Raw genomic sequence first — 14,802 nt, forward strand, 5'->3', positions numbered from 1 at the left:
CTTACGTCAAAGACGGGAAAATGCAACGGGTTAAGCACAACGACACGCGCGTGTCGGCATCCCTCTTAGGAGAAGCGCGTGCTTACGTAAAGTCCCCTTTGGGGCTCACGAATTATGTGATGAGGGATTTTGATCGCGGATGACGTATTCGTTGGGCGCATTGAGGCCCAAAAGAACACGAGCGCGTTCTTCAAGTAATTCCTTGGACAGGTTGTCCGTGCGCAAATAACGGGCGCGCGCTTCAAGATCTTTGCGCTCTGCCGACAGCTTTTGCAGCTGCGCCTGCTTTTCCGCCAGCTCGACCTGACGCGTTTCCTGCGAAAAGAAACCTTTGTCGCCCGTCAAATACTGAACGCTGCAATAGGTGAGAAATATAGCGATGATCGCGGTAGGCAAATACGGCCTCAATTTCTGTATCACGTCTTGCGCCCTTTCTGGACGGGAAACACTTTTCAGACGCAATTTTGCCCTTACGGGTTTAACAAACTGTTACCGGATATGTCACTTGTACAGAAAGAATTTATCATAAAACGAGAGCGGCACAGGAGGCCTGTGCCGCTCTTTTTAGCATTTGTGTAAAAACCGTTCCACTATGCGGGAACAGCGTTCCAGACTTAGCTGCGGATCACCGACAGACCGGCATAGACCGCTTCGTCGTCGAGTTGCGATTCGATACGCAGGAGCTGGTTGTACTTGGCCAGCCGGTCCGAACGGGCCAGCGAGCCGGTCTTGATCTGACCGCAGTTCAGCGCCACCGACAGGTCGGCGATGATCGAGTCCTCGGTTTCCCCCGAACGGTGCGACATGACCGAGGTATAACCCGCGCGATGGGCCATATCGACGGCGTCCATCGTCTCGCTCAAGGTGCCGATCTGGTTGACCTTGACGAGGATCGAGTTGGCCAGGCCTTCGACGATACCGGTTTCCAGACGGTCCGGGTTCGTCACGAACAGGTCGTCGCCGACCAGTTGCAGACGGTCGCCCAGACGCTCGGTCAGCAGCGCCCAGCCTTCGAAATCGTCTTCCGACATGCCGTCCTCGATCGAGCAGATCGGAAACTTGTCGGCGAGGTCGGCGAGGTAGTCGACCATTTCGGCGGGCGTCAGGGTCTTGCCCTCGCCTTCCAGATGGTACTTCTCGTCCTTGAAGAACTCGGTCGAGGCGACGTCGAGCGCCAACCAGAAGTCTTCACCGGCCTTGTAGCCCGCGGCGGCACCGGCATCGACGATGAATTGCAGGGCCACCTCGGCGGACGACAGATTCGGTGCGAAGCCGCCCTCGTCGCCGACATTGGTGTTGTGACCAGCAGCCTTCAGGGCGGCCTTGAGCGAATGGAAGATTTCCGCGCCCATGCGCAAAGCTTCGGAGAAGGACTCGGCACCCGCCGGGACGATCATGAATTCCTGAATGTCGATGGGGTTGTCGGCGTGGGCACCGCCATTGATGATGTTCATCAGCGGCACCGGCAGAACGCGCGACGACAGGCCGCCGACATACTTATAGAGCGGCAGGCCGACCGAAGCGGCGGCCGCCTTGGCAACGGCCAGCGACACGCCGAGGATGGCGTTGGCGCCGAGACGGCCCTTGTTCTCCGTGCCGTCGAGATTGATCAGGGTCTGGTCGATGCGGCGCTGGTCGCGGGCGTCGAAACCGTTGAGGGCTTCGAAGATTTCGCCGTTGACGGCGTCGACGGCCTGACGGACGCCCTTGCCCAGATAGCGCGACTTGTCGCCATCGCGCTTTTCGACGGCTTCGTGCGCGCCGGTGGAAGCGCCCGACGGCACGGCGGCGCGACCGAACGCGCCGTCTTCGAGGGTCACATCGACCTCGACGGTCGGGTTACCGCGCGAATCGAGGATTTCACGGGCGACGATATCGATAATTTCGGACATGGGGCGCTTCCTGGTTAGCTTGGGAAAAAGGCTGTTTTGCCTTAGCAAGCCGCACTCCCTCACGCAAGCGCGTTACCCGTAAACGAATCACCTGAATGTCCAAACAAAAACGCGGCCTCTTTGCAGAAGCCGCGTTTCCGTGTGTTCGGTCTAAGGAAACCTTAGTCTTTCTTCGGCGTCAGAACCTGACGGCCCTTGTAGATGCCGGTCTTCAGGTCAACGTGGTGCGGACGGCGCAGCTCGCCGGTGTCCTTGTCTTCCACGTAGGAGTTCGCGCCGAGCGCGTGGTGCGAGCGACGCATGTTGCGACGCGAGGGGGATACTTTGCGCTTAGGTACGGCCATTTCCGTCTCTCTTTTACAAGTGAGGCTCGATAAGCTTTAACCCAAGCCTTCAAGCGTATAACAGGGGATGAACGGGCAGAACCCGATCAGAAGGCGCGCCTTATGCCTCAAGACCGCGTACGGATCAAGGGCTTTCATAAGCTTTTCGCCAATAAAGTTAGCCCGCTTTATACAGGTCTTATTTTAGCGACGCAATTCAGCCCCAATCCATTCAGACACTGTTCAGGTTGAAAAGCGTTAATGGACGCTAAGTGCTTCCCATTACGGGATCATCCCGTGACGGGCCTACAGGGTATTTCCATGAAAACGTTGTCTTTTACCAAATTCCTGATCGGAGCCGGTTTTGCCGCCGCGCTGGCCGTACCGTCTCTGGCTTCGGCGCAAGGCTATGACGGCTATTGCTATCAGCGCAAATCGAACGCCACCACGACCGGCATGGTGGTCGGCGCCATCGCAGGCGCGGCCATCGGCAATTCCAGCTCGCACCGCTACGACCGTGGTGGAAACACCATCGCCGGTGCAGCACTGGGGGCCGTTTTAGGCAGCGCGGTCGGCAGCTCCAGCGTCAGCTGCTACGAAGACCGTTACTATTCCTATGAAAACAGCGGTTATTACGATCCGCCGCCCCCGCCGAGCGGCTATTCGGTCGTCTATTATTCCAGCCGCCCCAGCTACGGCAGCTATAGCGTCTATCGCGACCGCTATTATGGTCAGCGCTACTACCCGGCCCCGCCGTCCTACTATTATCGCGGTAATGTCCGTTATCAACAATACGATCCGCGCAATGATCGCCGGGACGACCGTTATGATCGCCGCGACGACCGGCGCGACCGGTATGACGGGCGCTACGACGACCGGCGTGATCGTCGAGATGATCGCCGTGACTATCGCGATCGGCATTAAATAGAGCAAAGCCCCGGAGCTGCCTCCGGGGCTTTTTCTTTATTCTTCAATCTGAGCAGAAGCTTCGATTTCGACCAGCCATTCCGGATTGATCAGGGCCGAGGTGCCTAAGAAGCTCGATGCCGGACGAATCTCGCCGAACAGTTCGCCGTGAGCGCGGGCGGCGTCCTTCCACAGCGACATGTCGGTCAGGAAAATACGGGTACGGATGATGTCGGAAGCCTTGCCACCCGCCTGCTCTACTGCGGCGATGATGATTTCCAGCGCGGCGCGGGTCTGGGTATAGGCGTCGGTTCCGGCGACCTTGCCATCGCGAATCGGGGCCGTGCCCGACACTTCGATGCGGTTGCCGACGCGCACGGCGCGCGAAAAGCCGATTTCGGGCTCGAACGGAGAGCCGGAGGAGATGAGTTGACGCATGGATCGCAGACCTTTGTAAGGACAAAAAGAATGCGCTGCCTATGCCTTTCCCGTCTTTGAAAATCAACGCTTTTCGAAGGCGGGAGCATCAGGGAAACGACATCGCCGCTCCCCTGACGTTTACGCGTTAGTTGATGGAGAACGAACCGTATTGGGTTTCTTCGTAGGTGTCTTCGCGCGTCGCGACGGTCGAGAACTTTTCCATTTCAAAAGTGCTGACCTTGCCGTCCGTGGTTTCAATACGGCCATAGACCGTCTTGAGGACGTTGTTGCTGACATAGGCGTAGGCGAACTCGGCGCTGGCGCTGGTCCCTTCGGCCTCGCAATCATAGACCTTTACCAGGCGATCCTTCTGGATGCTGGCATCCTTGGAAGCTTCGGCGGCAGCCAGTTTGGCCGCCGACTTGCCGATGGCGACGGTTTGCGCATCGGTACATTCCGCCAGAGCCGAGCCGGCGGTCAGGGCGCTGGCGATGACAGCCACGGCGCCGATCAGTTTCATCTTGGTCATATCACACACTCACATAGTTGTTGAAAGAGCGCTGCCCTCGTTATGACAGCGCTATCATTTTAGCTTTTGAGGCGAGTGGGGCAAGTCAAAAGTTTGCACTGCAACAATATGTGAGAATTACGCTGCAACGCAGCAATTCATTACACCAGACGGCTGCGTTCCAATGCGGCGGCGATGAAGCTCTTGAACAACGGGTGCGGCTGCATCGGACGGGACTTGTATTCCGGGTGATACTGCACGCCGACGAACCACGGATGGTCGTCGCGTTCGACGATTTCCGGCAGCAGGCCGTCAGGCGACATACCCGAGAATTTCAGGCCGCAGGCTTCCAGTTGCGGGATATAGTCGCGGTTGACTTCGTAGCGGTGACGGTGGCGCTCGGAAATAGCCGTTTCGCCATAGATTCCGGCCACTTTCGACCCCGGCGTCAGCGCGGCGTTGAACGCCCCCAGACGCATGGTGCCGCCCAAGTTTCCGCCTGCCGCGCGCTGGTTCAGTTCATTACCGTTCAGCCACTCGGTCATCAGGCCGACGATATGCTCGCCGCCTTCCCCGAACTCCGACGACGTCGCCTTGGTGATTCCCGCCTGATGGCGTGCGGCCTCGACCACGGCCATCTGCATCCCGAAACAGATGCCGAAATAGGGAATGGCGTTTTCGCGAGCAAATTTCGCCGCCGCGATCTTGCCTTCCGCGCCGCGTTCACCAAAGCCGCCGGGCACGAGAATGGCGTGGACGTTCTCAAGGCGCTGACGCACGGTGTCGGGTTCGTCCTCGAAGGTTTCGGCCTCGACCCAATCGATACTGACCTTGACGCGATTGGCCATGCCGCCATGATAAATGGCTTCGATCAACGACTTATAGGCATCTTTCAACACGGTATATTTGCCGACGACGGCGATAGACACTTCGCCGTCTGGACGCGAATAGCGGCCCGTAATGTCTTCCCACAGGGCCAGTTCCGGCTCCGGCGCGTCGTCGATACCGAAGACGCTGAGCACCTCGGTGTCAAGGCCTTCCTTATGGTAATCGATCGGCACGGCGTAGATGTTTTCCGAATCGAGCGCCTGAATGACCGCCGATTCGCGGACATTACAGAACAGACCGATCTTTCGGCGTTCCTCGCGCGGGATTTCGTATTCGGACCGGCACAGCAGGATGTCGGGCTGGATGCCGATCGAACGCAACTCCTTGACCGAATGCTGGGTGGGCTTGGTCTTCATCTCGCCCGCCGTCTTGACGAACGGCAGCAGCGTCAGGTGAATAAAGCAGACTTGGCGGCGGGGCAGTTCCTGCCCCAGCTGGCGAATCGCCTCGAAGAACGGCAGGCCTTCGATATCGCCGACCGTGCCGCCGATTTCGACCAGGATGAAGTCGGCGTCGCCCTGATCCGACAGGACGAAGCTCTTGATCTGGTCGGTGACGTGCGGAATCACTTGAACGGTGGCACCCAGATAGTCGCCGCGACGCTCTTTTTCGATGATGTTGGAATAGATGCGGCCGGTGGTGATGTTGTCCGACTTGCGTGCATTGACCGCCGTGAAGCGTTCATAGTGGCCGAGATCGAGATCGGTTTCGGCACCGTCGTCGGTGACGAAGACCTCGCCGTGCTGATAGGGGCTCATCGTGCCCGGATCGACGTTCAGATAGGGATCGAGCTTGCGCAGGCGGACCTTGTAGCCGCGCGCCTGAAGCAAAGCGCCCAGGGCTGCCGAGGCGAGGCCCTTGCCCAGCGAGGACACCACGCCCCCCGTAATAAATACAAAGCGCGCCATATCCTTGTTCACCGTGGGCATGTCGAAAAAGCCTTACCTTCCGGACGCCGCGAACGCGGGTCGTCTAGCTATACATTCAAAAAGAGCGGCCCACAAATGAGTCTGTGAGCCGTCCTTTGGTTTTAAGTTTTACAGTCCGGTTCGCTTACTGCGACGCGGCTTCCGAAGAGGCCGAGGCGCTGGCCGATTTGGGTGCCGGCTTAGCGGCGGGCTTGGCCACAGACGAAGACGCGACAGAGGAGGACGAGGTGCCGAGATTGCCGAGCGACGGCGCGGCGGTCGTCGGTGCCGGCAGGTCGGTCAGCGACGGGGCGACCGAGGCGCTCGACGACGAAGCCCCCTGCTGTTGCTGCGCGGCGGCGGCCTGGGCCGACGCTGCCGATTCGTCCAGTTTCAAATTGTCGGCACCGACCTGATCGACGACCGACGTACCGGCGCGATCGAGATTGCTGACGATCGTCAGGCCGATGCAGTTGGCGAAAAACAGCACCGCCAGAATCGAGGTCGCGCGCGTCAGGAAATTGCCCGCCCCACGCGCCGACATGAAGCCGCCACCGCCGCCGCCGCCCATGCCGAGCGCGCCGCCTTCGGAGCGCTGGACGAGGATCAGGCCCACGAGGGCGATTCCGATAATGATTTGGACGGTCAGCAGGATGACAAACAGCATAACTTCCGGACTTTGATAGGTGTCGCGCGCCGGTTCCCGGTGGCCCGGAAACGCGGAGGAATGGCGTAAGCGCACGCCCTTAGCATCAAGAATGGGCTTTTGCCATAGCCATTTCAAGGATTCGAATACGGATTAACCCGCAGCCGTGATAATCCGGTTGAAATCCACAGCCTTGAGCGACGCCCCGCCGACCAGAAGCCCGCCCACGCCATCGAGTGTCAAAAGGTGCGCGGCATTGTCCGGCTTGACCGAACCGCCGTAAAGCACGTGCGGTGTGACCTGACCGTGGAACCGGTCTTCCAGATAGGATTTGACGAGGACCATCGCATCCACAACCTGTTCATCGGTCGGAATATGGCCGGTACCGATGGCCCAGACGGGCTCATAGGCGACATGGAACACCTGACCCGTCAACTCTTCGGGCAGACTGGCCCCCAGTTGACGATTCAGAACGGCGTGGGTTTCGCCGGCCAGACGCTCTTCGAGCGTTTCGCCGATGCAGATGACCGGCTCAAGCCCGACGCGGAGCGCGCCGATGACCTTTTTGGCGACCAGCGCGCAGGGTTCATGGTGACCGTGGCGGCGTTCGGAGTGGCCAAGAATGACCATGCCCGCCCCGGCGTCTTTCAGCATTTCGGCGGAGATGTCGCCGGTAAAGGCACCGTCAGCTTCGCAATGACAATCCTGACCGCCGGTGATGATGGGGCTGCCCGCCTCAATCAGGGCCTGAGACAGGCGGTCGAGCAAGGTCGCGGGCGGGAACAGGGCGATACGGGCGTTGGATTTACGCGCGGCGGCATCGATGGACAGGGCTTCCGGCACAGCCTGAGCCAGGCCATGCATTTTCCAGTTGCCGGCAATAAGCGGTATATTATGTGGCATTAAATGTCTTAGGGTTTGTTTTTATATCGAATGATTTTATCTGTAACCAACGGGACGCGCTGCGCCAAGAAAAAACCCGTAAACAAATAGATTCCTATTGTAACAGCCTTGATCCGGCCCTAGTTGCTCAATTATATGTGGCGCGCCTTGATGACCCTGAATGGGGTTGCGGCGGGGCACCCTTTCCTTTTCCAAGGTCGTTTCTTCATGATCAGCAGTTTCCGAGACTTCACCAAATCCATCGTCTTCAAGGTTCTGATGGTGGCGCTGATCCTGAGTTTCGCCGTTTTCGGCATGAAGGATGTATTTACCGCCGCTTCGACGAACGACGTCATCGTCGCGGGCGATCGCAAGATGACGACCAGCGAATATCGTCGCCGCTTCGACGACTGGAAGACCCAGCAGGAACAGCAGTACAGCCAGCCCGTCACCTATGAAGAAGCTGTGTCGCACGGCATCCACGTGCAGATGCTGGAAGAACTGGCCAATCAGGAATCGCTGGCGGGGTGGCTGATCAAGGTCGGCGTCAGGCCTTCGATCAAGGTGGTGAGCGACCAGATTTCCAAGTTCCCGATCTTCTTCGATTCGATTACCGGCAAGTTCGACAAGGCCAAGTATCAGGAAGAACTGGCCCAGCGCATGAAAATGAGCGAAGGGCAGTTCCAGCAATATATCTCGGATGAGATGGCTCAGCGCCAGTTCGTCGAATCCGCCGTCGCCGGCCTCAAGCCCCCGCGTATCTACGCCGCCATGCAAAGCGCCTTCCGTCTCGAAAGCCGCGACGCGACCTTCCTGGTCCTGACGCCGGACAGCGTCGAAATGCCCAGCGATCCGTCTGACGCCGATCTGACCAAGTTCTATAACGACAACAAGGAAAAGCTGCGCCGTCCGGAACTGCGTCAATTCGTCCTTGCTTCCTTCGCGCCGGGCGATTTCGCCTCGAAGGTCGTGGTCGACGAAGCCGAACTGAAGAAGCTTTACGAATTCCGCCGCGACACCCTGTCGACACCGGAGGTCCGCGCTTTCGTGCAGATTACCGTGCCGGACCAGAAAGAAGCGCAGAACGTCATCACCGGCCTCAACAGCGGCGCCGATCCGGCGCTTCTGGCCAAGGCGCACAAGGGCACGCTGCTGACCTTCGACAACAAACCGAAGACCGCCGTGCCGGACCGCAAGGTCGCCGACGCTGCCTTCGCCCTCAAGGAAGGCGAGACATCCGGCGTCATTCAGGGCGACCTTGGTCTGGCCGTCGTCAAGGTGTCGCGCATCACCGCCGGTTCGGTGCCGGGCTATGAGTCGGTGCGTCCGACCCTCGAAGTCGATTACAAGACCGATAAGGCCAAGGATCTGGCCTACAAGGCTTCGGAAGAATTTGAAAAGGAACGCGCTGCCGGTGCCGATTTCGTGGCCGCCGCGCAAAAGCTGGGCGTCAAGATCATCCAGCTGCCGCCGATGACGGCGCAAGGGCAGATGATCAACGGTCAGTCCTTCGCGCAGTTCCCGCAAATCCTCAAGACCGCCTTCGATCAGCCCAAGGGCGGCGAGACGGAGGTCACCGAACTCGGCAACGGCGAATACTACGCCATTCGCGTCAATGAGATCATCCCGTCGGAAGTCCCGGCGCTCGACAAGGTGAAGCCCGACCTTATCCAGGCCTGGAAGGCGAAAACCGTGATGGACCGAGTCGTCGCCAAGGGTGACGAAGCCGTGGCCCGCCTGCGCAAGGGCGAAAGCATCGAGGCGGTTGCCGCGTCGATGAAGGCCAAGGTCGAAACCATGCCCGGTCTGCAACGCCAATCGGCGGCCCAGGCCGTCGGTCAGGAAATCGCCGGTCGCGTCTTTGGGTCCAAGGCCGGTGAAGTGTTCCAGTCGCGCAGCCAGCAGGCCATCGTCGTCGGCAAGGTGACCGCCATCCATTCGGGTGACGCCACGACCGTCAATCAAGCCGCCGTCATGACCGCTCAGGGCCTGACCTACGGCCTGTTCGAGGACATCAATAACGGTACACGCAAGGGCGCCCGTACCCTGCTCAAGACCAAGACCTACCCGGATACTGCCGTCAAGGCGCTGGGTCTCGATCCGAAGGAGGTCGCCAAGGCCGCCGAAGCTGGCAAGGCTACGCAATGATGAGCGCGCCTGACGTCGCCGCCAGCGGCTACAGTGAAAGCGGTTTTGCTGCCCGCTACGACGCCGGACAGCCGACCATCATTTCGCGCCGTCTGACCGACGATCTGGAAACGCCGGTTTCAGCCTATCTGAAACTGGCGCGTCAGCGGCCCTACGCCTTTCTGTTCGAATCGGTCGAAGGCGGGGCACTGGCCGGGCGTTATTCGATCCTGACCCTGCGTCCGGACGTCGTGTGGCGCTGCTTCGGCAACCGCGCGGAAATCGCCCGCGGTGAGGCGGCCATCGCCAAGGGCCTTTATGTCGCCGAGGACGCCGCCAGCCTCGATTCGCTGCGCGCCTTGTCGAACGCCAACCGTCTGGATATTCCCGCCGATCTGCCGCCGATGGCGTCGGGCCTGTTCGGCGTGTTCGGTTACGACCTGATCCGCCTGTCGGAACCGCTGGGCGAGGCCAATCCCGATCCGCTGAACCTGCCCGACGCGGTCGTTGTGCGGCCCTCGGTCATCTGCGTCTTCGATAATGTAAAGCATGAAATCCTGCTGACTACGACGGTGTGGCCGGACACGGGCGTCAACGCGCAAACCGCCTATACTGCCGCCCTGTCGCGCCTCGATCGCGTCGAGGAAGACCTGCGTCTGCCTTTGCCGCCCAAGCCGATCGCCGTCGAACGCCATCAACCGGCACTCGTCTCGCCGACCTCGGCAGCGGACTACGGTCAAATGGTCGAAAAGGCCAAGGAATATATCGCGGCAGGCGATATCTTTCAGGTCGTGCCGTCGCACCGTTTCGAAGCGCCGTTCGATCTCGACCCGTTCGCCTTTTATCGGTCGTTGCGCCGTCAGAACCCGTCGCCTTACCTGTTCTATCTCGATTTCGGCAATTTCCAGCTCGCCGGGTCGTCGCCGGAAATTCTGGTTCGGGTTCGCGACGGCAAGCTGACCATCCGTCCGATCGCCGGGACGCGCCCGCGCGGCGCGACGCCTGCCGAGGATAAGGCGCTCGAAGACGAATTGCTGGCCGATCCGAAGGAACTGTCCGAACACCTGATGCTGCTCGATCTGGGCCGTAATGATGTCGGTCGTGTCGCCAAACCGGCCAGTGTCCGCGTCACCGAAAAGTTCTATATCGAGCGCTACAGCCACGTCATGCACATCGTCTCGAACGTCGAAGGCGATGCACCGGACGACCTCGATCCGGTCGATGCGCTGCTGGCGGCCCTGCCCGCCGGAACACTTTCGGGCGCGCCCAAGGTCCGGGCGATGGAAATCATCGACGAACTCGAATCGGTAAAGCGCGGCCTGGGTTACGCCGGCGGCGTCGGCTATATTTCGGGGTCGGGTGCGGTGGATATCTGCATCGTCCTGCGAACGGCCCTGTTCAAGGACGAAACTATCTATGTGCAGGCGGGCGCCGGTGTCGTCGCCGACAGCGTGCCGATCAGCGAATATAACGAGACGGTCCACAAGGCCTCGGCCCTGATCAAGGCCGCCTCCGAAGCGTGGCGTTATAAGCAGCGCAACTAAGCAAAAAGGGCACCCGGCGGTGCCCTTTTTTAATGTGCTGCGATCTGCTCATCCGTAAGTGGCACGGCCTCGGCGATAGCGGTCTTTTCGCCTTTGGCAGGCAGGGGCGAAGCCGAAAGTTCGAAACCCCCTTCCGTGCCGGATTTCACCGTTTGGGTCACAAACGGGCGTGCCTCGGCCACGGGCTTGTCGGCCTCGAACACCGGGCCGACGACCATCGCCGCCGCTAGCCATAAACTTGCCGACGCCAAAGCGACCGACGCCCAAAAAGCTTTGCGAACCGACGGCGCGGGTTTGGCCGGCTTTTCCAGTAGCGCCAGCGCCTGATCGAGCGGGTTTTGAACTTCAGCGGTCATGATCGACATTCCGGAAACAGACGAATCGCAGCGAACAACGTCCGCGCGAGGATATAATCGATAAATCATGCTGTGATTATGGTTAACGCTTTATGATCTCGGTGTTTTCGGTTGGTTTTTACGCGCCTTAGCCCTATATCCAAACCATAAGCCGGGAGCGGGCCATGATCCTCGTCATCGATAATTACGACAGCTTTACCTATAACCTCGTCCACTATCTCGCCGAACTCGGCGCGGAGACGAAGGTCTATCGCAACGATGCTTTGAGCGTGCAGGACGCGCTGGCCCTCAAGCCCAAGGCGGTCCTGCTGTCGCCCGGTCCGTGCGCCCCCGATCAGGCCGGTATCTGCCTGCCGCTGCTGCGCGCCGCTCCGGACGATTTGCCCATTTTCGGCGTCTGCCTCGGCCATCAGGCCATCGGTCAGGCCTATGGCGGCGACGTCATCCGCGCCAAGACCCTGATGCACGGCAAGACCAGCCAGATCCACCACGCCGATATCGGCCTGTTCAAGGATTTGCCGAACCCTTTCACCGCTACGCGTTACCACTCGCTGGCCATCAAGCGCGAGACCCTGCCCGACGATCTGATGGTTACCGCATGGACCGACGATGGCGAGATCATGGGCGTCCAACACAAGACGCGCCCGATCCACGGCGTGCAATTCCACCCCGAATCGATCGCCACCGAAGGTGGTCATCAGATCCTCGCCAACTTCCTCGAACTGGCGGGCATTGAGAGCCAACACGTCTATGTCTGACGCTTTCAAACCGCTTTTGTCGAAGCTCGCCGACGGACAAACCCTGTCCGACGAAGACGCCGAAATCTTCTTCTCGGCCTGTCTGCGCGGCGAACCCACCCCGGCTCAGGTTGCGGCTGCCGTGACCGCCATCCGACTGCGTGGGGAAACCGTTGGGGAAATCGCCGCCTGCGCCCGCGCCATGCGCGCCGCCGCCAAAAAGCTCGACCATCCCTATGACACGGTTGATGTCTGCGGCACCGGCGGCGACGGGCTGCATACGCTGAATATCTCGACCGCCGTGGGGTTTGTCGCGGCGGGCGGCGGGCTCAAGGTCGCCAAGCACGGTAACCGCGCCATCACCTCGAAATCGGGCACCGCCGACGTGCTGGCCGCGCTGGGTGTCAATATCGACGCCACGCCGGATCAGCAGCGTAAAGCTTTGGACGAAGCCGGTATCTGCTTCCTGTTCGCCGTGTCGCATCATGGGGCGATGAAACACGTTTCTCCAATCCGGCAGCAACTCGGTTTCCGCACTATTTTCAATCTGTTAGGCCCGCTGACCAACCCCGCCGGCGCGCGCCGTCAGGTCGTCGGCGTCCCCTCGCCGCGCTTTATCGAGCCGATTGCGAAAGCCTTGGGGCAACTCGACGCCAAACGCGCCTGGGTCGTACATGGTTCCGGGCTCGATGAGTTGACGACGACCGGTGAGACCGAGGTCGCGGAATGGAAGGACGGGACGCTGCGCCTGTTCACCATCACGCCTGAGGCCGTGGGCCTGCCGCGCGCGGCACTCGCCGATATCACCGGCGGCGCGCCCGAACACAATGCCGCCGCCTTGCGTCGTTTGCTCGAAGGCGAAAAAGGCCCCTACCGCGACATCGTTCTGCTCAATACCGCTGCGGCGTTCCTTGTCGGCGATGCGGTAGAAACCCTGCGTGACGGCATCGATCTGGCCGCCCAAAGCCTCGATTCGGGTAAGGCTTTGGCCGCGCTCAACCAACTGTGCATTATTACGAATAGCTGACGCCATGACCGATATTCTCGAAACTATCGCCGCCTATAAGCGCGAGGAAGTGGCTCAGCGCCGTCCGCAGACGACCCTGACCGACCTCGAAGCCCTGATCGCCGAGGCCGGTGCGCCGCGCGGCTTTCAAAAAGCGCTGGTCGCCAACAAAAAACCCGGCAGCCTGTCTCTGATCGCCGAGGTCAAGAAGGCCAGTCCCTCCAAGGGATTGATTCGCGAAGACTTCGATCCGGCGCATCTGGCGGCGGCATACGAATCGGGCGGCGCATCATGCCTGTCGATCCTGACCGATAACCCCAGCTTCATGGGCCACGAATCGCACTTCAAGGCCGCCCGTGCGGCGGTCTCCCTGCCCTGCATCCGTAAGGAATTCCTCGTCGATCCGTGGCAGGTCGCCGAATCGCGCAGCCTTGGGGCCGATGCGATTCTGGTCATCATGGCCATGATCGACGACGCGCTGGCCGCCGACCTGATCGCCTCGGCGCACTATTACGGCATGGATGCGCTGGTCGAGGTCCACGACGCGCCGGAAATGGAGCGCGCGCTTAAACTGTCATCCCCGCTGATCGGGATAAACAACCGGAATCTCAGGACTTTCGACGTCGATCTGAAGACAACCGAAGACCTGTCGCAGATGGTGGGCCCGGAGCATGTTCTGGTCGCCGAAAGCGGTATTTTCACCGTTGACGACGTCGCGCGGCTGGAAAAAACCGGCGCCACCGCCATGCTGGTCGGCGAAAGCCTTATGCGGCAAGGCGATGTAACCATAGCAGCGAAAAATTTGCTCGCTATCGCTTGACAAGAACCAAGAACGCATACAGAACATCAATTGCAAGTTCATGACTTGTTCACCATTTTGTCGCTAAGTAGAACGATCAATGGGGATGAATTCATTGCAGCGGGTGGACCTATGCTGACGACCAAGCAACGCGAACTTCTGATGTTCATACACGAACGCATCAAGGAAAGCGGCGTGTCGCCCTCCTTCGATGAGATGAAGGAGGCGCTCGATCTGGCCTCCAAGTCGGGGATTCACCGTCTCATTACGGCGCTGGAAGAGCGGGGGTTTATCCGCCGTCTGGCGCACCGTGCCCGTGCCCTTGAGGTGATAAAGCTGCCGGATCAGGCAACGACCGCTGCCCCGCCCAAGGGTCGTCAGGCCTTCGTGCCGCAGGTGGTCGAAGGCACCAAGCCCGCCCCTGCATCTAAAGTCATTCAGGAAGACGGGCGCGAACTGCCCCTGCTGGGCAAGATCGCCGCCGGTGTACCGATCGAAGCCATGGGGCAGGAACGCGACCGCATTCGCGTGCCGGATATTTTTGTCGGTTCGGGCGAACATTACCTGCTCGAAGTCGAAGGCGACTCTATGATCAATGCCGGCATCCTCGACGGCGACTACGTCATCATCAAGAAATCCGACTCGGCGCAATCCGGCGAAATCGTCGTCGCACTGGTTGATGGCGACACCGCCACCCTGAAACGTCTGCGCAAGAAGGGTGCGTCCATCGCGCTCGAAGCTGCCAACCCTGCCTATAAAACACGCATCTACAACAACGATGAAGTCGCCGTTCAGGGCAAGCTGGTTGGTCTGATGCGCCGGTATCACTAAACCCGTCTTGCGGCTGATGAATTTGGCCC

General features: G+C 60.0%; 16 protein-coding genes. 7 read left to right on the forward strand and 9 right to left on the reverse strand.

Features of this window, described 5'->3' with window-relative positions; genetic code table 11:
• Positions 1-105: 105 nt before the first annotated feature.
• The 3 genes from AEYBE204_RS34805 to rpmF form a co-directional block, all read right to left on the reverse strand.
• Positions 106-420, reverse strand: coding sequence for a septum formation initiator family protein (locus AEYBE204_RS34805; RefSeq protein ID WP_031231177.1), 315 nt, complete (start codon positions 418-420; stop codon positions 106-108).
• Positions 421-614: 194 nt separating this feature from the next.
• Positions 615-1,892, reverse strand: coding sequence for a phosphopyruvate hydratase (eno, locus tag AEYBE204_RS34810; RefSeq protein ID WP_023463252.1), 1,278 nt, complete (start codon positions 1,890-1,892; stop codon positions 615-617).
• A 161-nt stretch (positions 1,893-2,053) separates the two neighbouring features.
• Positions 2,054-2,236, reverse strand: coding sequence for a 50S ribosomal protein L32 (gene rpmF / locus AEYBE204_RS34815; protein ID WP_023463253.1), 183 nt, complete (start codon positions 2,234-2,236; stop codon positions 2,054-2,056).
• 300 nt (positions 2,237-2,536) lie between these two features.
• Between rpmF and AEYBE204_RS34820 the strand changes: the two genes are divergently transcribed.
• Entirely contained in the window at positions 2,537-3,139 is a 603-nt protein-coding gene (locus tag AEYBE204_RS34820; protein ID WP_023463254.1) for a YMGG-like glycine zipper-containing protein, read from the forward strand.
• Positions 3,140-3,178: 39 nt separating this feature from the next.
• On the opposite strand, the gene AEYBE204_RS34825 is transcribed toward AEYBE204_RS34820, so the two are convergent.
• The 5 genes from AEYBE204_RS34825 to tpiA form a co-directional block, all read right to left on the reverse strand.
• Positions 3,179-3,559: a RidA family protein gene (locus AEYBE204_RS34825; protein ID WP_023463255.1), complete on the reverse strand. Its 381-nt coding sequence runs from the start codon at positions 3,557-3,559 to the stop codon at positions 3,179-3,181.
• Between the two features lie 127 nt (positions 3,560-3,686).
• The gene (locus AEYBE204_RS34830; protein ID WP_023463256.1) at positions 3,687-4,070 is read right to left on the reverse strand and encodes a hypothetical protein; all 384 of its coding nucleotides are present in this window, start codon (positions 4,068-4,070) and stop codon (positions 3,687-3,689) included.
• Between the two features lie 140 nt (positions 4,071-4,210).
• Complete coding sequence (locus tag AEYBE204_RS34835; protein ID WP_031231181.1) at positions 4,211-5,845, reverse strand: CTP synthase; 1,635 nt, start codon at positions 5,843-5,845, stop codon at positions 4,211-4,213.
• 145 nt (positions 5,846-5,990) lie between these two features.
• Entirely contained in the window at positions 5,991-6,512 is a 522-nt protein-coding gene (gene secG / locus AEYBE204_RS34840; protein WP_023463258.1) for a preprotein translocase subunit SecG, read from the reverse strand.
• 132 nt (positions 6,513-6,644) lie between these two features.
• Positions 6,645-7,394 carry a triose-phosphate isomerase gene (gene tpiA / locus AEYBE204_RS34845; protein ID WP_031231184.1) on the reverse strand — a complete coding sequence of 250 codons (750 nt, stop codon included), beginning with the start codon at positions 7,392-7,394 and terminating at the stop codon, positions 6,645-6,647.
• Positions 7,395-7,601: 207 nt separating this feature from the next.
• Here tpiA and AEYBE204_RS34850 point away from each other — a divergent pair, with 207 nt between their 5' ends.
• Both AEYBE204_RS34850 and trpE read left to right on the forward strand, forming a co-directional pair.
• Positions 7,602-9,521 (forward strand): peptidylprolyl isomerase, encoded by a 1,920-nt coding sequence (locus tag AEYBE204_RS34850; protein ID WP_031231185.1) that lies wholly within the window; start codon positions 7,602-7,604, stop codon positions 9,519-9,521.
• Positions 9,521-11,044 carry an anthranilate synthase component I gene (trpE, locus tag AEYBE204_RS34855; protein ID WP_023463261.1) on the forward strand — a complete coding sequence of 508 codons (1,524 nt, stop codon included), beginning with the start codon at positions 9,521-9,523 and terminating at the stop codon, positions 11,042-11,044. Before AEYBE204_RS34850 ends, trpE begins: the two co-directional genes overlap by 1 nt.
• A 29-nt stretch (positions 11,045-11,073) precedes the next feature.
• On the opposite strand, the gene AEYBE204_RS34860 is transcribed toward trpE, so the two are convergent.
• The gene (locus tag AEYBE204_RS34860) at positions 11,074-11,400 is read right to left on the reverse strand and encodes a hypothetical protein (RefSeq protein WP_155908453.1); all 327 of its coding nucleotides are present in this window, start codon (positions 11,398-11,400) and stop codon (positions 11,074-11,076) included.
• Between the two features lie 164 nt (positions 11,401-11,564).
• On the opposite strand from AEYBE204_RS34860, the gene AEYBE204_RS34865 reads away from it, so the two are divergent.
• The 4 genes from AEYBE204_RS34865 (at position 11,565) to lexA (ending at position 14,773) form a co-directional block, all read left to right on the forward strand.
• Positions 11,565-12,158, forward strand: a complete 594-nt coding sequence (locus AEYBE204_RS34865) for an aminodeoxychorismate/anthranilate synthase component II (RefSeq protein ID WP_023463263.1) — start codon at positions 11,565-11,567, stop codon at positions 12,156-12,158.
• Positions 12,151-13,164 carry an anthranilate phosphoribosyltransferase gene (gene trpD, locus AEYBE204_RS34870; RefSeq protein WP_023463264.1) on the forward strand — a complete coding sequence of 338 codons (1,014 nt, stop codon included), beginning with the start codon at positions 12,151-12,153 and terminating at the stop codon, positions 13,162-13,164. Before AEYBE204_RS34865 ends, trpD begins: the two co-directional genes overlap by 8 nt.
• Before the next feature lie 4 nt (positions 13,165-13,168).
• On the forward strand, positions 13,169-13,963 hold the full coding sequence (trpC, locus tag AEYBE204_RS34875) for an indole-3-glycerol phosphate synthase TrpC (protein WP_023463265.1): 795 nt from the start codon (positions 13,169-13,171) through the stop codon (positions 13,961-13,963).
• Positions 13,964-14,074: 111 nt separating this feature from the next.
• Positions 14,075-14,773 (forward strand): transcriptional repressor LexA, encoded by a 699-nt coding sequence (lexA, locus tag AEYBE204_RS34880; protein WP_023463266.1) that lies wholly within the window; start codon positions 14,075-14,077, stop codon positions 14,771-14,773.
• Positions 14,774-14,802: the final 29 nt, after the last annotated feature.

The organism is Asticcacaulis sp. YBE204 (assembly GCF_000495855.1).
GTDB lineage: Bacteria > Pseudomonadota > Alphaproteobacteria > Caulobacterales > Caulobacteraceae > Asticcacaulis.